Origin of the sequence: Rhodococcus sp. 24CO, assembly GCF_050586165.1 — a bacterium.
GTDB lineage: Bacteria > Actinomycetota > Actinomycetes > Mycobacteriales > Mycobacteriaceae > Rhodococcus_F.
In genome coordinates this window covers 35,755-50,286 of the sequence record NZ_JAZFNF010000001.1, presented here as the reverse complement: position 1 = coordinate 50,286, position 14,532 = coordinate 35,755, and the positions used below count along the sequence as shown (strand labels likewise).

Annotated in this window: 13 protein-coding genes and 1 riboswitch; of the genes, 2 read left to right on the top strand and 11 right to left on the bottom strand. The window is 64.3% G+C overall.

Translation table 11 applies throughout. From position 1 onward, the window contains the following. Positions 1 to 5 precede the first annotated feature (5 nt). Positions 6 to 677: an O-methyltransferase gene (locus tag V2B23_RS00240; protein ID WP_033234922.1), complete on the bottom strand. Its 672-nt coding sequence runs from the start codon at positions 675 to 677 to the stop codon at positions 6 to 8. 79 nt (positions 678 to 756) lie between these two features. Beyond that, complete coding sequence (locus tag V2B23_RS00235) at positions 757 to 2,502, bottom strand: proline--tRNA ligase (RefSeq protein ID WP_033234923.1); 1,746 nt, start codon at positions 2,500 to 2,502, stop codon at positions 757 to 759. A gap of 55 nt (positions 2,503 to 2,557) precedes the next feature. Here V2B23_RS00235 and yaaA point away from each other — a divergent pair, with 55 nt between their 5' ends. Continuing rightward, on the top strand, positions 2,558 to 3,301 hold the full coding sequence (yaaA, locus tag V2B23_RS00230; RefSeq protein ID WP_033234924.1) for a peroxide stress protein YaaA: 744 nt from the start codon (positions 2,558 to 2,560) through the stop codon (positions 3,299 to 3,301). A gap of 417 nt (positions 3,302 to 3,718) precedes the next feature. After that, the gene (locus V2B23_RS00225) at positions 3,719 to 4,585 is read left to right on the top strand and encodes an AraC family transcriptional regulator (protein ID WP_430948507.1); all 867 of its coding nucleotides are present in this window, start codon (positions 3,719 to 3,721) and stop codon (positions 4,583 to 4,585) included. Between the two features lie 73 nt (positions 4,586 to 4,658). On the opposite strand, the gene V2B23_RS00220 is transcribed toward V2B23_RS00225, so the two are convergent. From V2B23_RS00220 to V2B23_RS00180, 9 genes are all read right to left on the bottom strand, one after another. After that, on the bottom strand, positions 4,659 to 6,167 hold the full coding sequence (locus V2B23_RS00220) for a protein adenylyltransferase SelO (RefSeq protein ID WP_430948506.1): 1,509 nt from the start codon (positions 6,165 to 6,167) through the stop codon (positions 4,659 to 4,661). A gap of 38 nt (positions 6,168 to 6,205) precedes the next feature. Further along, on the bottom strand, positions 6,206 to 6,634 hold the full coding sequence (locus V2B23_RS00215; RefSeq protein WP_033234926.1) for a CBS domain-containing protein: 429 nt from the start codon (positions 6,632 to 6,634) through the stop codon (positions 6,206 to 6,208). Positions 6,635 to 6,713: 79 nt separating this feature from the next. Further along, the gene (locus V2B23_RS00210) at positions 6,714 to 8,225 is read right to left on the bottom strand and encodes an MFS transporter (protein ID WP_430948505.1); all 1,512 of its coding nucleotides are present in this window, start codon (positions 8,223 to 8,225) and stop codon (positions 6,714 to 6,716) included. Positions 8,226 to 8,236: 11 nt separating this feature from the next. Further along, positions 8,237 to 9,463, bottom strand: a complete 1,227-nt coding sequence (gene cobA / locus V2B23_RS00205) for a uroporphyrinogen-III C-methyltransferase (RefSeq protein ID WP_430948504.1) — start codon at positions 9,461 to 9,463, stop codon at positions 8,237 to 8,239. Beyond that, positions 9,460 to 9,900, bottom strand: coding sequence for a cobalamin biosynthesis protein (locus tag V2B23_RS00200; protein WP_430948503.1), 441 nt, complete (start codon positions 9,898 to 9,900; stop codon positions 9,460 to 9,462). Before V2B23_RS00200 ends, cobA begins: the two co-directional genes overlap by 4 nt. Then, on the bottom strand, positions 9,893 to 11,269 hold the full coding sequence (locus V2B23_RS00195) for a cobyrinate a,c-diamide synthase (RefSeq protein ID WP_430948502.1): 1,377 nt from the start codon (positions 11,267 to 11,269) through the stop codon (positions 9,893 to 9,895). The genes V2B23_RS00200 and V2B23_RS00195 overlap by 8 nt, the downstream gene beginning before the upstream one ends. Then, positions 11,263 to 11,877 carry a cob(I)yrinic acid a,c-diamide adenosyltransferase gene (gene cobO, locus V2B23_RS00190; protein WP_430948501.1) on the bottom strand — a complete coding sequence of 205 codons (615 nt, stop codon included), beginning with the start codon at positions 11,875 to 11,877 and terminating at the stop codon, positions 11,263 to 11,265. The genes V2B23_RS00195 and cobO overlap by 7 nt, the downstream gene beginning before the upstream one ends. A 23-nt stretch (positions 11,878 to 11,900) precedes the next feature. Then, entirely contained in the window at positions 11,901 to 13,817 is a 1,917-nt protein-coding gene (locus V2B23_RS00185; RefSeq protein ID WP_430949140.1) for a magnesium chelatase subunit D family protein, read from the bottom strand. A gap of 36 nt (positions 13,818 to 13,853) precedes the next feature. After that, a riboswitch (adenosylcobalamin (AdoCbl) riboswitch) is annotated at positions 13,854 to 14,000 on the bottom strand. 52 nt (positions 14,001 to 14,052) lie between these two features. Next, positions 14,053 to 14,529 (bottom strand): GNAT family N-acetyltransferase, encoded by a 477-nt coding sequence (locus V2B23_RS00180; RefSeq protein WP_430948500.1) that lies wholly within the window; start codon positions 14,527 to 14,529, stop codon positions 14,053 to 14,055. Positions 14,530 to 14,532 lie beyond the last annotated feature (3 nt).

The window sequence follows — 14,532 nt, the reverse complement described above, 5'->3', positions numbered from 1 at the left end:
TGCGCTCACTCGTTGACTACTGCAACGGCGAACCCGTCCCACCCCTTCGATCCGACGGTCTGGATCGCGGTGCCGTCGAGTCGAGGTTCGGCCGCGATCATCTCGAGGACGGCACGACTGGCCTTGACTCGCTCGTCGTCGATATCCGGATTCGAGACGTGTCCCCCACGCACGACGTTGTCGACGACGATGACTGTTCCCGGGTGCGACAGGGCAAGGGCCCACCGCACGTATTCGCTGTTGTTTTCCTTGTCCGCGTCGATGAACACCAGGTCGAAGGGACCGAGTTCTTCCTTCGCGATCAACGGCAGGCTGTCGAGGGCAGCGCCGACGCGGATGTCGACCCGATCGGCAAGTTCGGCGCGTTCGATGTTGGCGCGCGCGACCTCGGCGTGCGCCGGTTCGAATTCGAGACTGATGACGCGCCCCGACGGTCCGACGGCGCGGGCCAACCAGATGGTGCTGTACCCGCCGAGGGTTCCGATTTCGAGGACGTTGCGCGCCAAGCACATTCGAGCAAACAGATGCAGCAACTTGCCTTGGTTCGGCGCTACGTCGATAGGCGGCAGGCCGGCCGCGGTGTTGGCGGCGAGTGCCGCGTCGAGGACGGGATCTTCACCCACCAACGTGGAGACAAGGTAACCGTCGACTTCTGCCCAATCCGGTTCGCGTTCCATAGGGTCGATTGTGGCAGAAAAGAAGGGCCGCCGCAGACACCTCGAACAGTGTCTGCGGCGGCCCGCACATCTTCTCGGATCAGCCGCGAACTGCGGCGATGATCTCCTCGATTGCCGAATCGGCGTCGATTTCGCGGCTTTCGCCGGTGAAGCGGTCGCGGATTTCGACCTTACCGTCAGCCCAACCACGGCCGACGACGACGATCAGCGGAACACCGATCAGCTCGGAGTCCTTGAACTTCACGCCGGGCGATGCCTTGCGGTCGTCGAGGATCACTTCGAGTCCGGCGCGGTCGAGCTGCGCTGCGAGGCCTTCGGCACCTTCGCGAGCTGTCTCGTCCTTGTTCGCGATGACGAGGTAGACGTCGGCCGGTGAGACCTCCGCGGGCCAGCGCAAGCCCTTCTCGTCGTGGTGCTGCTCGGCGATGACGGCAACGAGGCGCGAGACGCCGACGCCGTACGAACCCATGGTCGGGCGAACCGGCTTGCCGTTCTCGGCGAGGACGTCGACGTTGAACACGTCGGTGTACTTGCGGCCGAGCTGGAAGACGTGACCGATTTCGATGCCGCGGGCCGAGACCAGCGTGCCGGCTCCGTCGGGAGAGGCGTCGCCGTCGCGAACCTCAGCGGCTTCGATGGTTCCGTCGGGCGTGAAATCGCGACCGGCAACGAGGCCGACAACGTGCTTGCCGTCTTCGTCGGCGCCGGTGATCCAGCTGGTGCCGTCGACGACGCGCGGATCGACAAGGTAGCGAACACCGTTGGCCTGCAGCGCCTTCGGGCCGATGTAACCCTTGGCCAGGAACGGGTTGTTCTTGAAGTCGGTCTCGGTGATCATCACGAACTCGGCGGGCTCGAGCGAAGCCTCCAGGCGCTTTTCGTCGACCTCGCGGTCGCCGGGGATGCCGATGCCGAGAAGTTCCCATTCGCCGCCGGGCAGGCGGGTCTTGACCATGATGTTCTTGAGGGTGTCGGCAGCGGTGATCGTGCGGCCGAGGTCAGCACCGTTCGCCCAGTCCACCAGGGTGTCGATGGTGGGGGTGTTCGCGGTGTCGTAGACCTTGGCCTCAGGCAGTCCGTCGAACGGAATGGCCTCGGGCACAACCGTCTTGACGGCCTCGACGTTTGCGGCGTAACCGGATTCGAGGCAGCGCACGTAGGTGTCTTCGCCGATCTCGCTCTCGGCGAGGAACTCCTCGGAAGCACTGCCGCCCATTGCACCCGACGTAGCCGAGACGATGACGTATTTGACGCCCAACCGCGTGAAGATCTTCTCGTACGCGTCGCGGTGCGCCTGGTACGACGCTGTCAGACCCTCGTCGGTGAGGTCGAAGGAGTACGAGTCCTTCATGACGAACTCGCGGCCACGCAGAATGCCGGCGCGCGGACGCTCTTCGTCGCGGTACTTGGTCTGCACCTGGTACAGGGTGACCGGGAAGTCCTTGTAGGAGTTGTACTCACCCTTGACCGTCAGAGCAAAAAGCTCTTCGTGGGTCGGGCCGAGCATGTAGTCGTTGCCCTTGCGGTCCTTGAGGCGGAACAGTCCGGCGCCGTATTCGGTCCACCGGTTTGACGCCTCGTAGGGCTCACGCGGCAGCAGTGCGGGGAGCAGAATTTCCTGGCCGCCCATGGCATTCATCTCTTCGCGGACAACGCGCTCGACCTCGCGCAGCACCCGCAATCCCAGTGGCAACCACGAGTAGACGCCTGGAGCGATACGGCGCACGTAGCCGGCGCGAACCAGCAGTTTGTGGCTGGCAACTTCGGCGTCCGAGGGATCGTCACGCAGGGTACGCAGGAACAGGTGGGACAGACGGGTAATCACGAGGTACAAGGATAGTCGGCGCTGTGCCGTCCGCGGGCGTCGGTACGGTATCGGGGTGCTTGTATTGCTGCCTCCCTCAGAAACCAAGTCCGACGGCGGCAAGGACGCGCCCCTCGATCTGGCTGAACTGTCGATGCCCCAGTTGACCGAAACGCGCGAATTGCTGGTACAGACGCTCGTCGATCTGGCCGCCGACGTCGATGCCTCGTGCCAGGCGCTGGGGCTCGGGCCGACCCAGGCGGACGAGGTGGAACGCAACGCGAAATTGTGGGTCTCGGCAACCCGCCCCGCACTGCAGCGCTACACCGGTGTGCTGTTCGACGCCCTTGACGCGAAGTCGTTCACGCGGGCCCAGAAGGCCAAGGCACTCGATCGGATCGCGATCGGTTCCGCCCTGTTCGGCGCCGTCCGGGCAGGCGATCTGATTCCCGCCTACCGCCTCTCGGGCGGGTCCAAGCTGCCGGGGATGGGTACGCTCCGCTCCCTGTGGAAGCCGGAACTACCGAAAGCTTTGGCCGCCGAAGCCGACGGCCTTGTCATCGATCTACGGTCCGGCACCTACCAGGACCTCGGCCCCGTTCCGGACGCGTTGATCGCAACGGTCCTCACCGAGAAGCCGGACGGCACCCGCACTGTGGTCAGTCACTTCAACAAGCATCACAAGGGGCTGCTGGCGCGCGCCCTAGTGGTCTCGCGCGCCGAACCCAGCGACATCAAGGGAGTCGCCAGAGTCGCATCGAAGGCGGGCCTGCGCGTGGAAATCGCATCGGAGCGTGAATTGATCATCCTGACGGATTGATGGCTTCCTCTCAGCACGCGGCGGTGGGTTCTCACGGCGGCGATCTGAAGATCGCAAAGAAGCCGGTATTTCGTCGGCGGTGAGCCCCGGACACACCCCGAAACTGCGCAGGCAAGTCACAGAAGGCAGTTACTCGAACGTCGTTCGCACAGATGGCTTTCGGGGAGTCAGGGTTCGCGTCTGCGACGTCGGTGCGGGATATGTCGTCACCCCGGGCCACAGCACATAAACGCCGCACCCTCGCAGGTCATAGTGCAGTCTCCTCTGATACTGACAGCCACCTATTCGGGTCGCGAGGCGCGCGGCGATCGACCGCCTTACGGGCACGTCCTCGAGGGACAAAGACGATCCGATCGGACCGCGATAGTAGGGTGCCGATCGGGACGACCCGGAAGTGTGGGTGTCGAAGGAGGCGCCATGATCGCGGAGCTGAACAAACTGGTCGAGCTGGTCGAGGATCGTCTGAACGATGACCTCGATGTCGCTTTGTTGGCGACTGAGCTCGGCACGACGGAATACCACCTCCGACGGATGTTCTCGTCGCTGGCGGGCATGCCCCTGTCGGAGTACATCCGGCGTCGCCGCATGTCGGTCGCAGCGGCAGACGTTCTCGGAAACGGGAACCTGCTGAGCATCGCGGTCCGCTACGGCTACGGGTCGACCGAAGCCTTCGGCCGAGCCTTCCGATCCGTGCACGGCGTCAGCCCCGGCGACGTCAAGCGAGACGGCGGCCCCCTTCGGACGCAACCGCAGCTCAGGTTCCGCCTGACCGTAGAAGGGAACATCACCATGGACACCCGCATCACCGATCGACCGGCGTTCCGACTCGTCGGCCACGCCACCCGCGTGCCCCTCATCCACGAGAGCATCAACCCCCACATCCAAGCGCATATCGCTTCTCTGCCGGCTGCAGAGCACGCACGCCTCAAAAAGCTGGGCGACACCGAACCGGCCGGTCTGCTCCAAGTGAGCGCCGACGTCGACCCGGATTACACCGAAGGAAGCGAGCTGACCTACCTGCACGGCGTCGCCGTCACCGACACGACACCGGCGCCCGACGATCTCGACACGATCGAGGTTCTCGCCGGTAGGTGGGCGGTGTTCCGCACCGAGGGCGAGTATCCGACTGCGTTGCAGACAACCTGGGCGGCGACCGCGACGGACTGGTTTCCATCGAACCCGTGGCGGCTCCGGCCGGGTCCGTCGATCGTCGCAGTTCTCGACCGCGCCGATGACTTCAGCACGGCCACGTGCGAACTGTGGCTCCCAGTGGAACGCGCATGATCAAGCGGCCCGCCGGCATTGAGGTGCTGGCGGGCCCGCATTTCACCTTGTGCTGGCGGCACTCGATCATAAATCAAGTGCCACAGAAGGTTTGGAACGTTTCACTGAAAATCTGCGGGGCAGGTGCGGTGAAGTCGGACCACTCGTCGCGTCGGTCGAAGGGATGGGTGACAACCTCGAGCAGTTTCTCGAAGGGAACGAGGTCGCCGTCGGTCGCGGCGCGCAGGGCAGCATCGAGCTGATGATTGCGCGGAATGTAGAGCGGGTTGACGCGGTCCATTGCGCTCGCGGTCTCCGCGCCCCCGCGCCCCTGTTCCGTCAGTGCCTCGTGCCACCGCTGCAACCAGGGCGCGATGTGATCCCGTGGCACGAGAGTGTCCAGGGGCGCCGAATTTCCGCGCAGTTCGTCCGCGAGCGCACGGAAACTGCCCGTCCAATCAGCACCGTGTTCCGCCAACACTGTCAGCACATCGTCGACAAGCGCTCGATCGACAATCGGATGAGCCAGACCGAGCTTTGCCGCCATACCGGCCGCATAGTGGCCCTCGTAGCGCTCGTCGAACGTGTCGAGAACTGCTGACGCCGCGGAAATCGCATCATCGGGTGTGGAATCGATCAGTGGCAAGAGTGTTTCCGCGAAGCGCGCCAGATTCCACTTCAAGACACCGGGCTGATTGCCGAACGCATAGCGGCCGCCGCTGTCGATCGAGCTGAACACTGCCGCCGGATCGAACGCGTCGAGGAAGGCGCACGGACCGTAATCGATGGTCTCCCCCGAAATTGTCGTGTTGTCGGTGTTCATCACCCCGTGTACAAAACCGATGAGCATCCACCGCGCCACCAGTGACGCCTGCGCCTCGACCACCGCGTCGAGGAACCTCAGGTACCGATTGTGTGCACCCGTTGCCGGCAGTTCGGTCAGCTCCGGGCAGTGGCGGGCGATCGCGTAGTCGGCGAGCGGCTGCAAGACGTCGCCCTGCCGGGCCGCGAACTCGAAGGTCCCCACCCGAAGGTGACTCGATGCGACCCGTGCAAGCACGGCACCGGGTTCTGCGCCGCTGCGGCGAACGTCCCGGCCCGTCGCCACCACCGACAGCGCGCGTGTCGTGGGGGTACCGAGGGCATACATCGCCTCACTGACCAGATATTCGCGCAGCATCGGCCCGACAACCGCATACCCGTCACCGCCCCGCGAGAACGGCGTGCGCCCCGAACCCTTGAGATGCAGATCCACTCGCTGACCGTCACTGTTCATCAGTTCACCGAGTAACAACGCCCGACCGTCCCCGAGGATGGGTGCGTATCCACCGAACTGATGACCCGCATACGCCATCGCCACCGGTTTGGCCCCGACCGGCACCGTCGACCCGGACAGGACGCCAACCCCGTCCGCACTTCGCAGCGCTTCCACATCCAAGCGCAACGACGCAGCCAGTTGCTCGTTGACAACGAGCAACTGCGGGTCAGGGGCAGCGGTACCTTGCCATGGCACGGTCAAAGCGCCAAGCTCGTCAGCGAAAGTGCTCTCGAGGCCGGCCACGGTGGTGGCCGTGCCTGCTGTGGAATCCTGGATTGCAGCCATCACACGAGCGTAGCTACCGCGCGAGACCGGTCAGCGTCTCAGCCCTGGTCGATGTACGACTCGAGGTGATCGCGCTCGCTCTGCAACTCGTCGATCCGGCTCTTGACCACGTCACCGATGCTGACGATTCCGAGCAATTCGCCGTCTTCGATGACCGGTAGATGGCGGATTCGGCGATCGGTCATGATCGCGGCAATGCTGTCCACGGAATCAGCAGGCACGCACGTGTACATCAACGCTGTCATCACCTCGGACACTTCGGTGGCCAGCAATTCCGGACCCCGCTCGTGCAATCGCCGCACCACGTCGCGCTCGGAGATGATTCCGACAACAGCGTCGCCGTCCAGGACGACCATGGCACCGATGTTGTGGCGAGCAAGATCGCACAGTAGCGCGTTGACGGTGGTGTGGGCGTCGATGGTGACAATGCTGTTGCCCTTGTTGCGCAAGATATCCGCGATCCGCATCACGGCACTCCGATCCTTCGGGAATCTCGGCCCTCTTGAAACGATCGTATCCAGTTGCGACGTACAAAAACAGGGCTGATCAGCTGATTCCCTGGGCTGCCTTCTCCGCTGCCTGCGCCTGAGCTACCTGGGCCGGGGTGAATCTGATGCACGCGGCCGCAATGCCGGCAAGTACCGCGCAGATCGCACAGCCGACAAGTGCAAAGGTGTATCCCTCTCCGAGGGCGATCAGTTGGGCCGGATTCATCTCGGCGGCCTTGCCCGAGATGCCGCCGAGCGAGAGAGTTTTCGACGTCGCCATCGCACCGATGACCGACAGCGCGAGTGGGCCGCCAAGCGTCTGGGCAACCTGGGAAATGGCGGTCAACGGGCCGATCTCCGTCTCGGGAACACCGGCGATCGCGCACAGTGGCAGCGGCACCATCGCCAGTCCGATACCGAATCCGATCCCGATGACGGGGACAAAAAGATTGGCAAGGTAGGTGGAACTGGAGTCGAGGGTGGAGCCGTAGAGAAGCCCGACGATCATGATCAGCACACCGGTCAGAACAAGCCAGCGAGGTTGGACACGCACCGCCAACTTCGACGCGACCGTTGCTGCGGCACCTAGTCCGATGGCAAACGGGATGAACGCCAAGCCCGCGCGCAGCGGCGAGTACTCCATGATGTCCTGCACGAAGAGAGCAACAAACGCGGTCATGCTGAACATCGCGCCACCGACGAAGAAGATCGCCAGGAAGGTCGCAACGCGGTTCCGGTCGGCGAACAACGAGAACGGGAGCAACGGATTCTTGGCGGTGCGTTCGACGAACAGGAATGCTCCGAGAGCGATCAACCCGGCGACCAACGCGCCGATAACGGCGACGCTCCCCCAGCCCATTTCCGGACCCTCGGTCAACGCGAAGACGATGCCGGTGCAGCCGAGCGTCGCAAGAATCGCGCCCGGCACATCCAGGGCGAGCCGAGTCTGCGTTGTTTCGCGCAGAGCCCGAAACGCCATCCCCACGAGCACGATGCCGATGGGAACGTTGATGAGGAAGATCAGTCGCCATGACACCTCGGTCAACGCGCCGCCGATGATCAGTCCGGCAATCGAACCGACGCCGGTCATGGCGGCAAAAATCGCGATGGCCTGATTACGAGCCGGACCCGCGGCGAATGTAGTCGCCACAAGAGCGAAGGCCGTCGGCGACGCTACGGCCGCTCCGACGCCTTGCAGGGCCCGCGCCGCGATCAGCATGCCTTCGTTCAACGCCAAACCACACAGCAACGACGCCACCGTGAACAGCGCAACGCCCGCGATGAACATTTTCTTGCGCCCGTACGCGTCACCGAGTCGCCCACCGAGCAACATCAGCCCGCCGAATGCGAGGGCATACGACGTCAGCACCCAATTTCGGCCGCTGTCACTGAGGCCGAGATCAGCCTGAAGCGGCGCAAGCGCAAGGTTGGCGACGGTGCCGTCGAGCACCACCATCATCTGCAAACCGCTCAGGACGATGATGGCGAGTCCGATGACTCGGGTCGCTACCGGCGCATTGACCGCTGGGGCCGCGGATTGAGCGGTTTCAGATTTTGGGGAATCAGACACAAGACTTCACGTTACCCAGCGTTGACGGAAAAGCCCGCCACCGGTCCGATCACGATGATGGCCGGGGGCTTGATCTCTTCGTCCTTGACGCGCTGAGCAACCGTTGCCAGATCGGCCCGCAACTCACGCTGCGTACGCAATGTGCCCTCCTGAATCACCATGACCGGAGTGTTCGCGGCACGCCCGCCCTCGATGAGTGCAGTCGCGAACTGATCGATGCGTTCGACGGCCATGAGCAGCACGATCGTGCCGCGCAGCTTCGCCAAAGCCGACCAGTCGACCAGTGAATCAGGATGGTCCGGAGCAACGTGCCCACTCACGACGACAAACTCGTGGGTGACGCCGCGATGCGTGACAGGGATACCGGCTGCCGACGGTACGGAAATCGCGCTCGTGATTCCGGGCACTACGGTCACCGGAACACCGGCTGCGGCACACGCTTCGAGTTCTTCGTAGCCACGACCGAAGACGTAGGGGTCGCCGCCCTTGAGCCGCACGACGAACTTTCCGGCCTTCGCGTTGTCGATCAGCGCCGCGTTGATGGCTTCCTGCGCCATGGCCCGGCCGTACGGAATCTTCGCGGCGTCGATGACCTCGACGTCGGGGCCGAGTTCTGCCAGCAACTCCGGCGGTGCCAGTCGGTCGGCAACCACAACGTCGGCGCGGGCCAGCAACCGCCGACCGCGCACGGTGATCAGATCCGGGTCGCCTGGCCCACCGCCGACCAGTGCAACGCCGGGCGCTGCCGGTTCGGCCGTATCCGCGAGGACACCGGACTGCAGACCTTCGACCACAGCGGTACGGACGGCCGCCGAACGACGATGATCGCCGCCGGCCAGGACGCCGATGCTCATACCGTCGTACTCGGCACTTGCGGGTGTGACGGCGGTGCCGCGCTTGGCGTTGTCGGCGCGCACGCAGAAGATTCGATGACGCTCGGCCTCTGCGACGATTGCCGCATTGGTCTCCGGTTCGTCCGTCGACGCGATTGCGTACCAGGCACCCTCGAGGTCACCATCCTGGTACGGGCGCAGTTCGACTGTGATCTGCCCTGCCGTTGCCATGCCCTCGACCGCCGGCGTGAGCTCGCGGCTGATGACGTGAACTGCTGCGCCCGACGCGACCAGCAGGCCGAGGCGGCGCTGAGCGACCGTCCCGCCGCCGAATACGACAACGCGTCGATCGGTCAGGTTGAGTCCGACCAGGTAGTTGGTCTCGTCTGCGGTGGGCTCGCTCACTCGCACTCCATTTCATCGTCGATCTTTATGCTCGCTGGAAAAGCTGTGCTCGCTGGAAAACCTGTGCTCGCTGGGGAAACTTTACTGGCCACGGCGACCGTCACCGCACCGGTCGAGGTCTTACCCACGATCAACTGCCCGTGACCGGTAGCCAGGATCGCTGCCGCCTCGGCGACGCTGGCGGTACCCACAGCCTGATGGACGCGCCCTGACGGTGACGGAACGGGCACGGCTGCAAGTTCTTCCGACGTGAACGCAGCGACATCGACTGACAGGATCTGCGCGGCGTCGATCAGAGCCGGGGCAAAGGCTTTGACCGCGGCGGTGGCAAGGCCGACGAGCGCCGAGCCCTGCGGCAGTATCCCTCGCACGGCGTCGACGATCTCGGTAGTAGTGGCAGATGTCGTGAACCCGAGTCCGACATGTACCTCAACCACGAGCAGCCTCGACAAAACTGGCGATCGACCCTGGTTGACCCGCCGGATGTGTGTGGAGATACGACGCGTGAACCCCACCGCGAACAAATCCCTCGCGCACTGCGCCGCCGTCCCACGGTCGCCAACCCCACGCGCTTGCGCACCCGTCGGCGTCGGCGCTGACGAGCGACGTGCGGTGAAATTCGTGCCCGGCGACACGCGAACCCGCCGCGAAAAGACTCGAGTCGGTCAACGCCACCGCCTCCCGATACCCGAGTGTGAGTCGTTTACCGAAAACCGCGTCGACGCCGACAACTCCGGCCATCGCATGACCGTCGAGGCTGCGGGCGAGGTAGAGCAGGCCGGCGCACTCGGCGTGGATCGGCGCTCCGCCGTCGGCCAATTCTCGAACCTGTTTCAGCAGAACAGTATTCGACGCGAGGTCGACAGCATGCTCCTCCGGAAATCCGCCGGGAAGAACCAAGGCGGCAGTACCGGACGGCAATTCGTCGCGCAGAGGATCGAAGACCTGCACGTCAGCGCCCGCGGCAGTGAGAAGTTCACGATGCTCGGCGTACCCGAAGGTGAAGGCAGGTCCGCCCGCCATCGCCACCACGGGCCGCGAGCCGCGAAGCTCCCCCACTTCCTGCGCTGGATCCCACTCAGGTGCAACAACATTCGATGTGGCCAGCGCGCGCACCGCGCCGAGATCGACGTGAGTTGCGATCAACTCCGACATCGCGTCCACCGCGGCAACTGCCGCGGTGCCGTGCTCGGCAGCCGGAATCAAACCCAGATGACGCGACGGCACCTCCAGTTCAGCCAAACGCGGAACAACCCCGAGTACCGGTATCCCCACCTTGTCGCACGCGTGGCGCAGAACTTGCTCGTGCCGGGCGCTGCCGACGCGGTTGAGGATGACGCCGCCGATCCGCACACTGGCGTCGTAGGTGGCAAAGCCGTGCAACACAGCGGCTAGGCTCTGGCTGTGCCCGCGAGCATCGATGACCAGAACAACCGGTGCACCCAGAACCGCGGCCACCTGTGCCGTCGACCCTTCCGCCGACGCCTGCGCATTGGCTTCGTCGATCTTGCCGTCGAACAGGCCCATGACGCCCTCGACCACCGCGATATCGCAGCCTGAGGTGCCATGCTGATAGAGCGGCGCAATGCGCTCTTCGCCGACGAGCACGGTGTCGAGGTTGCGACCTGGCCGTCCCGCCGCAAGCCCGTGGTAGCCGGGGTCGATGTAATCCGGACCCACCTTGAACGGTGCCACACTGCTGCCGGCTCGGCGGAGAGCGCCGATCAATCCCGTTGCCACCGTGGTCTTTCCGCTACCTGATGCGGGTGCGGCGATAACAACCGCGGGGGTGGACGAACTCACCATTCGATGCCTCGCTGGCCCTTTCGGCCGGCGTCCATCGGGTGCTTGATCTTGGTCATCTCGGTCACGAGGTCGGCCGCATCGATCAACGCCTGCGGCGCGTCACGTCCGGTGATCACCACATGCTGATTTCCCGGTCGATCGCGCAGGGTCTGCACAACCTCCTCGACGTCGACCCATCCCCATTTGAGCGGATAGGTGAACTCGTCGAGGACGTAGAAGCGGTGCGTTTCGTTTGCCAGGCGACGGGCGATCTCCTGCCATCCCTCCGCTGCTGCAGCCGCGTGGTCTTCCTCGCTGCCGGCCTTACGGGTCCAGGACCAGCCCTCACCCATCTTGTGCCACTGCACCGGCCCACCGACGCCACTCTCGTCGTGCAGGTTTCCGAGTGCGCGGAACGCGGCTTCCTCGCCGACCTTCCACTTTGCGCTCTTCACGAACTGGAAGACGCCGATGTCGAATCCCTGGTTCCAGGCACGCAGCGCCATCCCGAAGGCTGCGGTGGACTTACCCTTTCCCGGTCCGGTATGGACAGCAAGCACCGGTGCGTTACGACGCTGACGTGTGGTCAAGCCGTCGTCGGGGACTGTGTCGGGAACGCCTTTAGGCATGGTGATCTCCTGAAATGAAAACGTTAGGCGGCGGCGCGGACGACACCCGCGACCTGCTGAGCTGACAATTCGGCAAGGCGGACGCATCCACCTCGTAGTTCTCGGGCCAATTCGGCGGCCAATCCCAAACGGACAAGCCCGGTTTCGCAGTCCACGACGATCGAAGCAACCGATGCATCGGCGAGCAGGTGCGCGGCAACACGAGCGCGGTGCAGCGCGTCCTTGCCGCCGGTGGCTCGCCCGTCTGTGAGCGCAACCATGAGCGCGCGGCGCTGCGGATCCCTGAGCCGCTCACGCAGAATCACCTCACGGGCACGCAAGAAACCTTCTGCGAGTGGTGATTTGCCACCTGTTCGCATGGACTGCAATCGGCGAACAGCGATGTCCACGGACGACGTCGGCGGCAGAACCAGCTCAGCTTCGCGGCCCCGGACGGTGATGACGGCTACCTTGTCGCGGCGCTGGTAAGCGTCGCGCAACAGTGAGACAACGGCGCCCGTCACAGCGGAAAGCCGGTCACGTGCCGCCATCGACCCCGACGCGTCCACCACGAACACGATCAGATTGCCTTCGCGCCCTTCGCGAATCGCGCCGCGCAGATCGGCCGGCGCCAACCGTAGACGGCCCACCGTGCGGCCCCGCGCAATCTGCGATTCCGCTGCGGCAAACACCGTGCTCGTCAGGTGCAGGCCGTGCCCACGGTCGGTGGTGGACCGCACGACGCGTCCGCGCGTCGACGTGGATCGTGAACGCCGACCGGGCGCACCCTCACCGACACCGGGAACTTCGAGAAGTTTCGCCTTGAATTGACTACTCGGTGGGGCAGACGGTCGATCGGTAGAGCGAACTCCCCCGCCCGGACCGTCCGGATCGTCATGAGGCCCGTCATCATCAGGTCCCCCGTCATCAGGGCCCCCGTCATCGGGTTCCCCACCCTCGGGTTCCCCGCCGTCGGATTCCCCACCTTCTGGATTCTGGGGCGGTTCAGGCTCGCCGGCCCGAGCATCCTCGTCTGCACGATCCATCGCGTCGTCGAGTTGCTGCTGATCGAGGCCCGGCTCGTCGAAGGGATCGCGTCGGCGGCGATGCGGCAGTGTCAGTTCCGCCGCGACTCGTACGTCTTCCTCGGTGACTTCACTGCCACCGCGCCACGCAGCGTGAGCGGTGGCGGTACGGGCGAGAACAAGATCGGCGCGCATTCCGTCGACGTCGAAGGACGCGCACAGCGACGCGATGCGCCGAAGTTCGCGGTTGCTCAGCTCGACGTCATCGAGTCGGCTACGCGCAGAGAGGATTTCGGCGGCGAGTTCCTGATCGGCCGATGCGTAGCTGTGGGCAAACGCCTGTGGATCGCGTTCGTAGTCGAGGCGTCGTCGAACTACCTCCATGCGCACATCCACGTCCCGAGACGCCGACACGTCCACTGCAAGGCCAAAACGATCCAGCAGCTGTGGACGCAATTCTCCCTCTTCGGGATTCATCGTTCCGACGAGGACGAACTTCGCGGCGTGCGAGTGCGAAATTCCGTCCCGCTCCACATGCACTCGGCCCATCGCCGCCGCGTCGAGCAGTACGTCCACCAGGTGATCGTGCAGCAGGTTCACCTCGTCGACGTACAGAACACCCTGATGCGCCGCGGCCAGTAGTCCTGGCTGGAAGGCGCGCTCACCGTCGCGCAATACCTTCTCGAGGTCGATCGAGCCGATCACGCGGTCTTCCGTTGCCCCGACGGGCAGTTCGACCAACCTGGCCGGACGCGTCACACCGCCGTCGTCGACAGCCGGTAGCAAAGCCGTCAAAGCGCGCACAACGGTGGATTTAGCCGTGCCCTTTTCGCCGCGAACCAGCACACCACCGATTCCGGGGTGTACGGCACACAGGATCAGCGCCAAACGAAGTTGGTCCTGGCCCACTACCGCGCTGAACGGGAAACCCGCCACCGCCGCCTGATCGCCTTCTATACGCACGTCGACATCCCTCCACCTCTCGGTTTCCTCGCCGAGAACTTGGCTTCATCCGAATGTCGCGGCAATCTGGCTGGGATCTCGTGAGATCTTTACAGTGGCGGGACCGCACCTGAATCGAACAGGACTTCCCCGCGAGCATTCGGTATCGAAAAAACCCTAGTCGGCCCACAATTCCGTGAGCCGACTGGGTCGGGTGTATGACTGCGTTTCAGCTGGCGAGCTCAAACGGCTCGCCGCCACCGCGGCGCATCGGGGTGTGCGGAATACCGTCCTCGATAAATTCTTCGCCGTCAGCTTTGAAGCCGTGCTTGCTGTACATGTCGACCAGATAGGTCTGAGCGTTGATGCGGCACGGCGCTTCGCCCACTTCGGCCAGCGCAGCTTGCAGCAATCGCGTCGTATGGCCCTGTCCGCGTGCTTCACGTGACGTGCAGAGCCGACCGATACGGAAGCTCTTCGTGCCGTCGTCATGCTCTTCGAGGAGCCGGAGAGTGCACACCACTTCGCCATCCTGCTCCAGCCAGAAATGGCGGGTTTCCGTCAGCAGGTCCCGCCCGTCCAATTCGGGGTACGGGCAGGCCTGCTCGACGACAAATACTTCTACCCGAAGCTTCAACAACTCGTAGAAAGTCTTGTTGTCGAGGTCGAGTGCCCATGAACGCTTCAATGCTGCTGTTGCCGTCATGGT

Bases quoted from the DNA above. Each gene is read 5' to 3' on its own strand.
- V2B23_RS00240 (WP_033234922.1), bottom strand. From the start codon at position 677: ATGGAACGCGAACCGGATTGGGCAGAAGTCGACGGTTACCTTGTCTCC.
- V2B23_RS00225 (WP_430948507.1), top strand. From the start codon at position 3,719: ATGATCGCGGAGCTGAACAAACTGGTCGAGCTGGTCGAGGATCGTCTG.
- V2B23_RS00180 (WP_430948500.1), bottom strand. From the start codon at position 14,529: ATGACGGCAACAGCAGCATTGAAGCGTTCATGGGCACTCGACCTCGAC.
- cobO (WP_430948501.1), bottom strand. From the start codon at position 11,877: ATGCCTAAAGGCGTTCCCGACACAGTCCCCGACGACGGCTTGACCACA.
- V2B23_RS00215 (WP_033234926.1), bottom strand. From the start codon at position 6,634: ATGCGGATCGCGGATATCTTGCGCAACAAGGGCAACAGCATTGTCACC.
- V2B23_RS00195 (WP_430948502.1), bottom strand. From the start codon at position 11,269: ATGGTGAGTTCGTCCACCCCCGCGGTTGTTATCGCCGCACCCGCATCA.
- V2B23_RS00220 (WP_430948506.1), bottom strand. From the start codon at position 6,167: ATGGCTGCAATCCAGGATTCCACAGCAGGCACGGCCACCACCGTGGCC.